Origin of the sequence: Accumulibacter sp. (assembly GCF_036625275.1) — a bacterium.
Lineage (GTDB): Bacteria > Pseudomonadota > Gammaproteobacteria > Burkholderiales > Rhodocyclaceae > Accumulibacter.
This window is the reverse complement of sequence record NZ_JAZKUD010000104.1, coordinates 1-12,498: the sequence shown is the minus strand read 5'-3', so window position 1 is coordinate 12,498 and position 12,498 is coordinate 1. Positions and strand designations below refer to the sequence as shown.

The window sequence follows — 12,498 nt, the reverse complement described above, 5'->3', positions numbered from 1 at the left end:
ATCGGCGCCCGTTTGGTAAATCGTTCCAACACCTCACTCAGGATCACGATCGTCTCCTTCTGACTTTCACGTCAGAATTCAGACACCGAGCCCTGAGTAAGTTCGGGGCACCCGCAAAGGGCTGGTTCCTGGGACCTAATCGGAGATTGACGCCCCTTGATGAAGGCTCATATACTCTCGATGGTGCCGTTGGATTTCCTATCCTTAGCGGTACGTACGTTTCTCGATCTCCTCGATGCCCTTCGGCGTCTTGACGCAAATCGGTATCACGGCCATGAGCCTCCACTCGCCCGGAACCCAAGACGCGTCCTCTATTGCGTCAAGCTCACCGGTAGCCATCGCGCCCGTGGTCTCGCCGAGCGCGCATCCCCCCAGGACATCTCGTCGCCCCCCGCCGGAAAATCGGCGAACCCGGCAAGGGCTCGAATCGTACGCACCGCTTCACGGCGCCAGCGCCATGTCGACGTCGAGGTCAGACACGAGGGCTGCATGAGAACCACCCCGAGTATATGTGGCGCTGACAACACCGGTCAATCGAGGAATTGGCATCCGAAGGTGCAGGAACAGGCCTCGAATGACGCCCCGACAGCACCCTGTGACAGGTCACCGACGGTCGTTACGCCCCCTCCGCAAGGGGAACCTCGACCCTCCGGGAAGTGGCGGTCGGCCCGGCGAACACGGCGTGACGCGCCGCCACCAACGGCAGCGTTGCCACCGCGCGTGCGACTCGGTCTATGTCCTTGCCGGTGGCCGACGCCAGGTCGCGGCCAACGCCCCAAGTCCGGCAAGCAGCAGCGCCAGGGCGCCTGGCTGAGGGACCGCATTGATCACTATCAGGTTGTCGAAACCGACCGTTGCGTCGGCCGGATCGAGACGCAGGACGGCGAAATTGAAGCGGGGATAGCGGTTGGAAACGCTGGGCGACCATACCCCTTTGCCGTTGCCGACCACGTGGAAGAAACCCCCGTCGATGAGTTCCTCCGACGGAAAGGTGAACTCCCGCCTGTGACCGTATTCCGGCAGGGCCACGGCGCTTGCCAGGTCGTCGCCAACCAGCAGGTCGAAACGGCGGCTGCCGCCGACGCCACTGGTGTAGTCGCTGACCGACAGCGCGACAAAGACGATCGGCCGCTCGAACTGCATCACGAAATAGGGGTTCGCTTCACCCGGAACGGCATCGGCGGTCAGGAAGTAGTGGTCGGCAATAAAGTTGCGCGGGTCGCCGGCCACGCCCGGCGCATTGCCGTAGGTGCCGTGCGGATGGAATAGCCCGAACGCTGTGGCGCCGGGATCGATCTGGCCGATTCGGCCACGCCAGTCAATTCGCGCCAAGCTGTCGCCAAAACCAAAGCGCACCCGGTTGGCGCCCAGACTCACCCAATCGGTGAGCACCTGAGCGTTGATGAAACCACTTTCGAAGTCCTGACGAGCCGACGTGCCGCCGATGGAGCGGACGACGGCATCCACGAGGACACCGAACGCATCGAACTGGGCAGACTTGTCCTCATCGATCAAGGCGGGGGTCGGGTCGTAGCTGACGTCCCCCCAAGCGGCGTGCGCCGAGGGAAAAAACGCCGCCACGGCGGCGAGAAACAATACGCGGAATACACGCAACGACTGATGCATCATGGAGACCTCCAAGACAGAAGAACAAGCCGAGCGATCGGGATGATCCACGCTCCACTGGCGGCGAGCAAATCCCATACCAGCGTCCAGTCTATCGCCCGCGCCGAATGTCGTCAACCTCGCAGCAGGCCAACGGCATGCGGCGTACCGGCGGTACTGCCTGATCCGCTTACGGCGCCGACCGCTGTTTCCGGCGGTCCGCACTGGCCGCGGCGACGGCGACGCGTTCTTCTCCGTGCGCCGTGGTAACGACGATCTCGCCACGTCGCGAATCGCACGCGATACCGCTGATCACTTCGCTGCGGAACACCGGCTGGGCGGCCACCCGACCATCGGGTTTCTGCACGAACACTGCCTGGCGTTCGCCGTTGGTGAACACCGCGGCACTGCCCGGAGCGCAGCTCGCCACCAGCGAGCGGTCCGCGTCGAAGCCCACCGTGCGCTTCTGGTCGGTCAGGGCGATCGCCAGCAGCAGACCGCCGACCCCCAGCCCCAGGAGGATCAGCCCGCTGCGGGGGATTTCGTTTCGCTGCTCCATGCCAGTCTCCTTCGGGTTCGGTCAGGAGGGCATCCTGAACCTGGCATGAGCGGCGTGGAGCGAGGTCTTTTCATCGCGTTCATGTGGAGATTTCATGAACTCCGCTCAGGCCCGCGTTCTGTCATCGACTGGCCGACGGCTCCAGTGCACGAATGGTCGTGACCGGCACTCGCCGCTACGCCGTCGGCCAGCCGCCATGACGGACCGATGCAGATGAACACGGAAGGGCGCACAGCGCCTGCGACGTCGAGTCGGTCGGTGATAAAGTGACCGGCCCGCCAATCGAGAATCCGACATGCCATGGCCGAGACCAGGAAACCGCGAGAGAACGTTCGACTACCGGCGCTGAGCGGCCTGCTGGCCTTCGAGGCGGTTGCCCGTCACGCCAGCTTCTCGAAGGCAGCGGACGAATTGTCCGTTACCCAGAGTGCCGTCAGCCACCGCATCGCGCAACTCGAGTCCCGGCTCGGCGTTTCCCTGCTGCTGCGCGTTGGCCATCTGGTCAGCCTCACCTCGCACGGCGGCGATCTGCTCCCGCATGTGCGCGAAGGACTGGATTGCCTGCGCCACGGCGTCGGCAAGGTCGCTGGGCGTCGCTTATCGACATCTTGAGCGCTCAACCCGAATCGCCATGGCTACCGCCTGTGAGCCTGCTCGCACTGCCGTCTATCGCCGTCGCCGGCCCGAGCGTACCGTGCTCTATCGCACCGTGCAGACGCACCTCGCCACCTGGCTCGAACTCTCCTGCGACAGCCGCCAGGGCGCTTCCGGCCGAGCCCATGCCGAACGCGAGTTCCGCCGCTATCTCGAATGCGGGATTCTCGCGCATGGCTTTGCCCGCGCCCGGTGTGCCGAGTGCGGTCGCGATTTTCTCATCGCCTGGTCATGCAAAGGTCGTGGTGTCTGTCCCGCTTGCAACACCCGGCGAATGGTCGAAACCGCTGCCCATCTGGCCGACCACGTTCTTCCGCGGTTGCCGGTCCGCCAGTGGGTGCTGTCGGTTCCCAAGCGGCTGCGTTTTTCCCCTCGAATATGATCCGGCGATCGAGACGCTGGCGCTGCGCATCTTCCTGAGCGTCGTGGAACAAGCCTTGTGCCGCGCCTGCCCGGCGGCGGGTTCCGATTCCCGCATCGGGGCGGTGGCCTTCATCTACCCCGCTTTGGCGCGCTGCTCAATCCGCATGAGCACTTCCACTGCCTCGTCATCGAGGGCGTCTTCGAGGCGAACGCTTCAGGAGCGGCGACCTTTCACGAAAGCGGTGTCCCCGACCAGAAGTTGCTCAACGAAGTGCAGGCCAAGGTCCGCCGCCGTCTGCTGCGCGCGCTGACCCGGCGCGGTGTGCTCGAGCCGGAAGACGCCGAGGCGATGGCGAGTTGGGAGCACGGGGGTGGCTTCTCCCTCGACGCCAGCGTGCGCATCGACGGCACCGACCGCCCGGGCCTGGAACGTCTGCTGCGCGACTGCGCTCGACCGGCCTTCGCGCTGGAGCGCTTGCGTGAAGTCGACGCCGATCACCTGGTCTAGGAGAGCGTCAAGCCAGGTCCCGGCGGCAGCGTCAGCGTTCTGCTGACGTCGCTCGAACGGTTCGAGCGTCTGGCGGCGCTGATTCCGCCGCCGCGCCGACATCGGCATCGGTACTACGGGGTACTGGCACCCAACGCGCCGCTGCGCGCACAGGTCACCGCGCTTGCCGGCGTGCCAGAGCGTCCGACCGCGCCGCTGATCACAGCGACTGAGACGGGGACTGAGCCAATCGCGGCGCAAATCACCGCCCCAGGCGCGTCGTCCGACAGCGAGGAGCCGGCAGAGGAAGCGCTCCTGCGTCGCGCGGCCCGCTACGCCTGGGCGCTGCTGCTCGCGCGGATCCATGAGGTCTTTCCGCTCGTCTGCCCACGCTGTGGCGGCGAGAGGCGAATCATCGCCTTCATCATTGACCCGAGTGCCGTGCGCGACATCTTGACCCCTATCGGCGAACCGACCTCGCCGCCACGCCTGATGCCCGCCCGTGCGCCGCCGCTCTGGGAGATGCAGGGCGTCACCCTGGGCGAGGACGACCCACAGGCTCAATCGGCGCCGGAATACGAATTCGACCAGCGTATCGCCTGGTAGGTGCGGGATGGAAGCAAGACGAGCTGCCATCGCCCGTCGTGGCACGACTCGTGCCAGGGGCCATCCGCCCGGCCGGACCGGCCCGGCGGATGGCCCCTGGCGCTAAGCGAGGCGGCATTCGGATGCCTTTTCATGGGTTCCTGGGATCTAATCCGAGATTGACGCCCCTTGATGAAGGCTCATATACTCTCGATGGTGCCGTTGGATTTCCTATCCTTCGATGGTGCCGTTGGATTTCCTATCCTTTTTCCTATCCTTTGGAGCACCGCAGATCGGAGTCATCGATATGGACCTCGGGACCATCCCATACGCCGACAGTCTCTCCCCCGCCCAGATCGAACGGGTTAAGGCCTTAGTTGGCCAGGAACTCACCCTAGAGGCTCGCTGGCTCGAGTACGGCAAGGTCTATGGGTCCGGGGCTGCGGGGCGGGACCCGCTGCAGCGGGTCAAGGAACATGTCGAAGAACGCCTCGGCGAACTCCGAAGCATCCTGTGCGGTGATGATCGTCTGAAGGTGCTGGCATCGCCGACGACTGATGCGGCCTTGAGCCTCGCGTTCGCCGTGACCGGCAAACTGGTGGCGGCCCAGTTCCACGACATTGATGTTGTGCAGTTGGGCGTGCTAATTGCCCAGTGCGGCATCTTCGCGATCTGCGCAGGGAAGCTTTGACCTCTGAGTCGGAGCGGGCCGAGGCGGACGAGATTCGCCTGTCCTGGTACAAACTGGCCCACGGTCTCGACAAGAACGTCGCCGACGCCAAGGTCCGCTCAACGCTTGCAGGCGCCAGTTGGAACGATGCCAATTTCGCGAAGCAACTGGTGGGCATCGAGCGTCTTCGGCGTGCGGCTGTAGATCGAGGGGTCGACATCAAGTACGGATGGGCGGCCTGCCGCAATGCCTACGACTTCACTCCCGAGCCCGTCTATCAGTACGCGTTGTTCAGCGCGCTGCTCGGAATGTGGATCGACACAGAGCCTGATCAACGCCATCCGGCTCACTTCGAGCGCATTGTTGTTCGCCAGACGCACGGGTGGTCCGTCAACGGTTCCCGAGCGGAGCCTATGGCCTTCGACCACCCGGACTCCCGGTGCGGGTGGATCAAGGTGCCGTTCGTCTGGGACGACTTGCTGCAGTTGGTGTTTGAAGCATGGATCAAGTGCGTCGGACTTGATTCGGCAACGTCGCTCGGTGACGCTTGCGCCAAAGCCGCCGAAGTCAATGAGGACTCGATCGACTGGTCCCCGGCGCATCCGTACTGGAACGGCCTCATCGGCAGAGCAATTGCGGGAAAGCTGCGCCCTCCGGTCCCCCACAAGCTGGAAGCCGGGATCGTCCAAGAACTGTGCGCGCAGATCCCCGCTCTTCAGCCCTTTGTCGCTCACCAGACCGCGCCTTCGCATCCGGTCGACCTTGGGAATACGCTGGCGTATATCGCAAAGGCCTTTACCGTGGGCCACGAGGCGGCGCACATCCTGTTCAAGCGACGGGGCATCGCGTTCGCGTCCGCGAGTGAGGAGGAATTGGCCGCAGACTTGGCGGCCATGGGGGCTCTGTGGAACGATGAGATTGGACTTGGGTCAGAGGTCCGGGAAGGGCAAAGCCAGGAGCTTCTATGGGCAGCAAGCGGACTCTGCTTTTTCGTCGGCCTTCTCGTGTTTGAGAACCTGAACCGAAGCGTTGCCGAAGCGGGCTCACCGGATCGGATGCCTGCAGCCTTTCAAGCGTCGACGCTCGTCGTCCGATTGCGATCTTGGTCTAGTCTTGCCTCGACGCTGGCTGAGCGGCGAGACGGCGGAGCCGGTGGCGATCTGACCACGGCTGTGGTCCTGGTTGGGCATCTTCTTAAGAGCTGGGTTGCCTTCTGCAACGCTCTGCTTGACTATGGCAGGGCTGTGGCCCCGCCAGCGCTGGTCGTCGCGAAGACGCTGTGGGAGGCTTGGGAGCCCAAGCTTGAACTTGAGGACCGCTGGTAGCCGCGCCCCGACCAGTGACGAGTTGTTGGGGACGGATACAAGCCTTGGGCCGCCGATGAGCAGCCGGCGAAGGCCGGCTCTCCGCCGCATTGCCGGCATACAGCAACCGTCAAACGCTCGGCCTGCCTCGGCTCAGGGCGCGGCGCCCAGTCTCCCGAACTGCCACAGCAGGAAGGCGTAGACGTCGGCCAGCTTGCCGAAGCCCTGGGCCGCGGTGCTGCCCACGCCGTGACCGGCCTGCGCGTCCAGCCGCAGCAGGACCGGGCGGCCGCTGCTGCTGGCGGCCTGCAGCGCGGCCGCCGCCTTGGCGCTGTGCCAGCTGTCCACGCGCGGGTCGTTCAGGCCGTGCACCAGCAGCACCGCCGGGTAGGCCGTGCCGGGCTTGATGTGGTGGTAGGTGCTCATCTCCAGCACGGCCGGGAACTCGTCGGCGTTGCGCACCGAGCCGAACTCGGAGATGTTGGTGATGCCGTTGGCCGACTCCTCGGCGCGCACCGCGTCGAGCACGCCGACGTCGAGGATGGCGGCGGCGAACAGCTCGGGCGCGCTGGTCATCGCGCGGCCGGCGAAGATGCCGCCGGCGCTGGTGCCCCAGATGCCCAGCGTGGCGGGCGACGCGTAGCCCTGATCCACCAGATGGCGCGCCGCCGCGATGCCGTCCTTCCAGGTGTTGGGCTTGGTGCCCTTGAAGCCGGCGCGGTGCCAGGCGTCGCCGAAGGCGCCGCTGCCGCGCACGTTCACGTAGGCCAGCACGCCGCCGCGCTCGAGCCAGGCCACGCGCTGCGGGTCGAAGAAGGCGCCGAACGAGAAGCCGTAGGCGCCGTAGCCCACCAGCAGCGTCGGGTTGCGGCCGTCGCGCACGAAGCCGCGCCGGTGCACGATGGCCAGCGGCACCTGCACGCCGTCGTGGCTGGGCACCATCACCTCGCTCACCTCGAGCGGCGGCGTGCCCTCGGGCAACGGGTTGCGGCGCAGCCCGGTGTCGCGCAGCGGCGCGCCCGGGGCCGCGGCCAGGATGCGCGAGGTGTCGGTCCAGCTGCTGGTGGACAGCCAGGCTTCCAGCCGCGCCGGGTCCAGGTCGGTCACGATGAAGGTGGAGCCGGGCAGGTCCGGTGCCAGGTCGGTGCCGGGTGCGGTGCCGGGTGCGAAGCGCCACACGCGGGTGTTGAAGCCTTCGCGGATCTCGGCATCGACCACGCGGCCGGCGGGGCGGAAGTTCTGCAGCACGCCGCGCACCGGCTCCGGCACCAGGACGCGGGCGTCGGCCAGCCGCCCGCGCGGCAGCGCCAGCGACAGCACGCGGCCGCGCGGCGCACCGGCATAGCTGCGCACCAGCAGCCGCGCGCCGTGCAGGTGCAGCCGCGTGATCTTGTCGGCCGGGCCGGCCACGCGCCGCCAGCGGATCGCCGCCGCACCCAGGGCCTTGGCCGGTGCCACGAACAGGTGGCCTTCGGGCACCGTGGTGTCGGTGGTGCGGGCCACCATCCACGGGCTGCCGGGTGCGAACACCAGCTCGCCCACGTCCAGCCGCTGCAACCCCAGTTCCGGGTTGGCCAGGGGTCCGAAGACGGCGCGCGGCGCGCGGCGCGTCCTGCGGGCGGCGGCGGTCGAGCCGCAGGACGGTGCTGTCGAGATAGGTCTCGGTCTCGGGCGCGCCCGGTGGCAGTTCACGCAGCTGGTTGAACGCCAGGTAGCGGCTGTCGGGGCTCCAGCTCGGCGAGGGCTGGCGCACGCGCGGGATCGGCGCACGCAAGGCCTTGCCGCTGGCGATGTCCATCAGGTGCGGCGAGGCGTTCTCCGAGCCGCCGGCCGAGATGCCGTAGGCCAGCGTGCGGCCGTCCCAGGACGGCACGAAGTAGTTGATCGCGTGCGGCACGCCCTGTTCGCGCGCCAGTGCCTCCGGGTCCACCAGCAGGCGTTCGCCGCCGCTGGTGCCTTCGCGCAGCACCAGCTTGAACTGGTTCTCGCCGGCCTTGCGCCGCAGGAACAGGACGCGCTGGCCCGGCAGCCGCACCACGTTGCGCACGATGTCGCCCGCGGCCCCCGAGAGTTCCCGGATGCGCGCGGCCAGCTCGTTGCGGCCGTCGATGCGCGCCAGCTGCGCGGCGGCATGCGCCCCTTGCGCGTCCAGCCAGGCGCGTGTCTGCGGGTCGTCCAGCCGTTCCAGGTTGCGGTAGGGGTCGGGCACGGAAACGCCGTGCATCACTTTCCACGCTCACCACCGCCGCGACGAGGGCCGGCGTCACGTCGTGGAGGCGTGCGTAATGTTCGATCAGCGGCGCCAATTGCGCTTTGCCGGCTTGCGGGGTGTCGCCTGTCGCCTTCCTGGAAGCCTTGCTGCGACCCTCGGGGACCGTCTCGCCGCGGATGAACAGCCGATAGCTCGCATCCAGGCGCTGACTGGCATAGCTGGGGACGCCTTCGGCGGAATACGAAACGAACACGTCGCCGGTCGTCGCGGCCCTGGCAGATGACAGTAAGAGCGTACCGAGGAGCAGCGCCACCGCCGGGCACATCAGCACCAGTCGTGTTCGCGCACAGGTCGGGTCGGCGGTCGCGATCCTTGCCATACCAGCTAAGCGATCGGACGCCGTCGAAACGAACGTGGCGCTTGACTGACACCAAGCAGGACTACCCCTACCACCCGATTCTCCTCCCGTGAGTGCGCGTTGGTGACTAAGTGGCCACAGATGCTGGCTCGAAGGATACCATGGTCGGCAGGGTGGGTACGGGTGGGCTGTGCGCACCGGAAGCAAAGCCGAAGCTGCCGCTGTTTGTGGCATCACCCCGGAACGGATCAATGATCTGTCACGTGGGCGCGCGCATATGGAATGAAAGTGGGCGTCACGCAGATTCTGCGTACTGCCCGCTATGGGCGTCTCTCGCCTCTCTCGGTCGGCATCGCGCTGCTTGTTCCCAGCACCTTTGCCAGCAGACCCGTTCGGCTGCGAACACCAACGCGGCAATAGATCTCCTGAAAATGGTCCTTGACCGTTTGCTCGCCAATGCTGGTCTGGCGGGCGATCTCGCCATTGACCAGGCCCCGCAGCGCCCACACCGCGATTTCACACTGGCGGGGCGACAGACCGTAGTGTGCCAGCCGGCGGAGCAGATCAAGTCGCTGGCGAAACGGCTCAACGACGACAATGATCGCCCCCGCGTGCTGTCGCGTCGCCGCAGACCAGCGTTCTACCGGGCCTTCGTCTGCCGGCGCACCATCGATCGGATCGGCCGCGGCTTCCTCCATCGCGAAGCGGCGCAACAGGCTTGCCGTCGCCCACGGCATCCGGCTGAGGCGAAAGCATTGTGACGCCAGTTTGATGATCCCGGAACCCTGTGCCGGTAGCGCCGCAAGAAGTGCTTGCGGTGGCGTTGTGCCGAGAAAGCGGCGGGCTACGGCGTTGACGTAAAGGGCCTTGCCGGTGGCGCCAAACACCAGGATGCCTGTCTCCGCCTGCTGTGCGGAGTCGCTCAACTGGCGCCGCAGGGTGATCGCCCGCGCCAGGTGTGGGCCGATGCAGTCGAGAATCGCGAGGTCTTCCGCGCAGAAATCACGCTCGTGGCGTTGCCGGTGTACGCCGAGGACAGCAACGGGTTGTTGGCCCACGCGAAAGCCAGATCCGTGCCAGACAAAGTATTGCTAATCAAGTCATTGGCTTACTCGACACGAAGAACGGCGACGGCTGTCGGTAGCCAAACGGTGTAAAGAATTTCGACAATTACGTAGGAAAAAGCGAGCGCCCCTCGCCCTGGTCTGCCAGCGGCTCTGGCGCCAAGCCGCGGTCCACGGGCGAAAGCGCTGTGGCGTCTGCCGCCTCCGTCGAGGAACTTTGGTGGCCGCCGCTCCCCCTGCGCAGCCATCGCCTCTTCGAAATCGGCGGACAGCAACATCGCTGCGTTCCAGGTGGCAACGTAGTTCAGACCGTCGGCGACGCTATGGTCACGCGCATAGTTCAGCATCTCCTTGCTACCACGAATCGCCAACGGCGACTTTGCCGCGATCGTGCGCGCAACACGGCGAACACGTTCGCGCAGCTCGTCCACCCAGGCAAAGACCTGGTTCACCAGGCCGCATGCTTATTGGGGTTGTCCATCCAGTAATGACCCAGACTGACTTTTCTTTTTCCGAGGGGCCGAATTCAACGCTTTTAGCATCCATTGATGCTCTACGCGTGCGGCGTGTCACGATCGTGCCGGCCTTTGTAAACCCCCGGCAACACCGCGACTGGGGTTTCCCCGCTCAACTCCAGGACTTCCGGTTTGCCATACTCGCCTGTGGATCAGGTTTGCGCCCATGACCAGGGCGCGCGTCCCGCAGCCGGCAGGCATTGAGGTCATAACTGTTGGCGCGTACAGTTATGGCCTCAATGCCTGGCCCGTATCCCCGTGTCTGCCGCCTGTGCCTCTGCTCGCACTGCCGTCTATCGCCGTCGCCGGCCCGAGCGTACCGTGCTCTATCGCACCGTGCAGACGCACCTCGCCACCTGGCTCGAACTCTCCTGCGACAGCCGCCAGGGCGCTTCCGGCCGAGCCCATGCCGAACGCGAGTTCCGCCGCTATCTCGAATGCGGGATTCTCGCGCATGGCTTTGCCCGCGCCCGGTGTGCCGAGTGCGGTCGCGATTTTCTCATCGCCTGGTCATGCAAAGGTCGTGGTGTCTGTCCCGCTTGCAACACCCGGCGAATGGTCGAAACCGCTGCCCATCTGGCCGACCACGTTCTTCCGCGGTTGCCGGTCCGCCAGTGGGTGCTGTCGGTTCCCAAGCGGCTGCGTTTTTCCCCTCGAATATGATCCGGCGATCGAGACGCTGGCGCTGCGCATCTTCCTGAGCGTCGTGGAACAAGCCTTGTGCCGCGCCTGCCCGGCGGCGGGTTCCGATTCCCGCATCGGGGCGGTGGCCTTCATCTACCCCGCTTTGGCGCGCTGCTCAATCCGCATGAGCACTTCCACTGCCTCGTCATCGAGGGCGTCTTCGAGGCGAACGCTTCAGGAGCGGCGACCTTTCACGAAAGCGGTGTCCCCGACCAGAAGTTGCTCAACGAAGTGCAGGCCAAGGTCCGCCGCCGTCTGCTGCGCGCGCTGACCCGGCGCGGTGTGCTCGAGCCGGAAGACGCCGAGGCGATGGCGAGTTGGGAGCACGGGGGTGGCTTCTCCCTCGACGCCAGCGTGCGCATCGACGGCACCGACCGCCCGGGCCTGGAACGTCTGCTGCGCGACTGCGCTCGACCGGCCTTCGCGCTGGAGCGCTTGCGTGAAGTCGACGCCGATCACCTGGTCTAGGAGAGCGTCAAGCCAGGTCCCGGCGGCAGCGTCAGCGTTCTGCTGACGTCGCTCGAACGGTTCGAGCGTCTGGCGGCGCTGATTCCGCCGCCGCGCCGACATCGGCATCGGTACTACGGGGTACTGGCACCCAACGCGCCGCTGCGCGCACAGGTCACCGCGCTTGCCGGCGTGCCAGAGCGTCCGACCGCGCCGCTGATCACAGCGACTGAGACGGGGACTGAGCCAATCGCGGCGCAAATCACCGCCCCAGGCGCGTCGTCCGACAGCGAGGAGCCGGCAGAGGAAGCGCTCCTGCGTCGCGCGGCCCGCTACGCCTGGGCGCTGCTGCTCGCGCGGATCCATGAGGTCTTTCCGCTCGTCTGCCCACGCTGTGGCGGCGAGAGGCGAATCATCGCCTTCATCATTGACCCGAGTGCCGTGCGCGACATCTTGACCCCTATCGGCGAACCGACCTCGCCGCCACGCCTGATGCCCGCCCGTGCGCCGCCGCTCTGGGAGATGCAGGGCGTCACCCTGGGCGAGGACGACCCACAGGCTCAATCGGCGCCGGAATACGAATTCGACCAGCGTATCGCCTGGTAGGTGCGGGATGGAAGCAAGACGAGCTGCCATCGCCCGTCGTGGCACGACTCGTGCCAGGGGCCATCCGCCCGGCCGGACCGGCCCGGCGGATGGCCCCTGGCGCTAAGCGAGGCGGGATTCGGATGCCTTTTCATGGGTTCCTGGGACCAACCCTTTGCGGGTGTTTTTCTCAGCCTGCGGGCCGCCTGACGAGTAGAAGGCGAGAGGTGGCTACATGCTTGATCTTGCCGCACCTTTCGCGGGGTGGGTGGGGCTTCTTGGGGCCACGGGGGGGCTTCTTGTAGGCCGCCAGTCGGGCGTAGCCCGCCCACTCTTTCAAGAGGGCAGCGAATTCGACGACAGTCAGTTCGGCCACGACGCCCCACGTCTCGTCCGGAATGGCCAT

At 66.2% G+C, this 12,498-nt stretch carries 8 protein-coding genes and 4 pseudogenes; 5 read left to right on the top strand and 7 right to left on the bottom strand.

Translation table 11 applies throughout. The annotated features are described in order from the left end of the window. Positions 1-732 precede the first annotated feature (732 nt). Together V5B39_RS19585 and V5B39_RS19580 are read right to left on the bottom strand one after the other, a co-directional pair. Positions 733-1,704 (bottom strand): PEP-CTERM sorting domain-containing protein, encoded by a 972-nt coding sequence (locus V5B39_RS19585; protein ID WP_332344527.1) that lies wholly within the window; start codon positions 1,702-1,704, stop codon positions 733-735. A gap of 91 nt (positions 1,705-1,795) precedes the next feature. Next, positions 1,796-2,164, bottom strand: coding sequence for a hypothetical protein (locus V5B39_RS19580; RefSeq protein WP_332344526.1), 369 nt, complete (start codon positions 2,162-2,164; stop codon positions 1,796-1,798). 300 nt (positions 2,165-2,464) lie between these two features. Between V5B39_RS19580 and V5B39_RS19575 the strand changes: the two genes are divergently transcribed. From V5B39_RS19575 to V5B39_RS19550, 4 genes and pseudogenes are all read left to right on the top strand, one after another. Beyond that, complete coding sequence (locus V5B39_RS19575) at positions 2,465-2,776, top strand: LysR family transcriptional regulator (protein WP_332344525.1); 312 nt, start codon at positions 2,465-2,467, stop codon at positions 2,774-2,776. Between the two features lie 19 nt (positions 2,777-2,795). After that, positions 2,796-4,274: pseudogene (locus tag V5B39_RS22315) on the top strand (transposase). Positions 4,275-4,560: 286 nt separating this feature from the next. After that, positions 4,561-4,944 carry a hypothetical protein gene (locus tag V5B39_RS19555; RefSeq protein ID WP_332344523.1) on the top strand — a complete coding sequence of 128 codons (384 nt, stop codon included), beginning with the start codon at positions 4,561-4,563 and terminating at the stop codon, positions 4,942-4,944. Further along, positions 4,941-6,248 carry a hypothetical protein gene (locus V5B39_RS19550; RefSeq protein ID WP_332344522.1) on the top strand — a complete coding sequence of 436 codons (1,308 nt, stop codon included), beginning with the start codon at positions 4,941-4,943 and terminating at the stop codon, positions 6,246-6,248. The genes V5B39_RS19555 and V5B39_RS19550 overlap by 4 nt, the downstream gene beginning before the upstream one ends. Before the next feature lie 132 nt (positions 6,249-6,380). On the opposite strand, the gene V5B39_RS19545 is transcribed toward V5B39_RS19550, so the two are convergent. The 4 genes and pseudogenes from V5B39_RS19545 to V5B39_RS19535 all read right to left on the bottom strand — a co-directional run bounded on the left by V5B39_RS19545 (position 6,381) and on the right by V5B39_RS19535 (position 10,313). Beyond that, positions 6,381-7,784, bottom strand: coding sequence for a prolyl oligopeptidase family serine peptidase (locus V5B39_RS19545; protein ID WP_332344521.1), 1,404 nt, complete (start codon positions 7,782-7,784; stop codon positions 6,381-6,383). An 88-nt stretch (positions 7,785-7,872) separates the two neighbouring features. Further along, positions 7,873-8,451: pseudogene (locus tag V5B39_RS22310) on the bottom strand (prolyl oligopeptidase family serine peptidase); the annotation flags it as partial. A 666-nt stretch (positions 8,452-9,117) separates the two neighbouring features. Beyond that, the gene (locus V5B39_RS19540) at positions 9,118-9,855 is read right to left on the bottom strand and encodes a helix-turn-helix transcriptional regulator (RefSeq protein ID WP_332344520.1); all 738 of its coding nucleotides are present in this window, start codon (positions 9,853-9,855) and stop codon (positions 9,118-9,120) included. A 50-nt stretch (positions 9,856-9,905) separates the two neighbouring features. Next, entirely contained in the window at positions 9,906-10,313 is a 408-nt protein-coding gene (locus tag V5B39_RS19535; RefSeq protein WP_332344519.1) for a hypothetical protein, read from the bottom strand. Between the two features lie 321 nt (positions 10,314-10,634). On the opposite strand from V5B39_RS19535, the pseudogene V5B39_RS22305 reads away from it, so the two are divergent. Then, positions 10,635-12,113, top strand: a pseudogene (locus tag V5B39_RS22305) (transposase). Positions 12,114-12,282: 169 nt separating this feature from the next. Here V5B39_RS22305 and V5B39_RS19515 read toward each other — a convergent pair. Beyond that, positions 12,283-12,498 (bottom strand): annotated as a pseudogene (locus V5B39_RS19515) (IS4/IS5 family transposase); the annotation flags it as partial.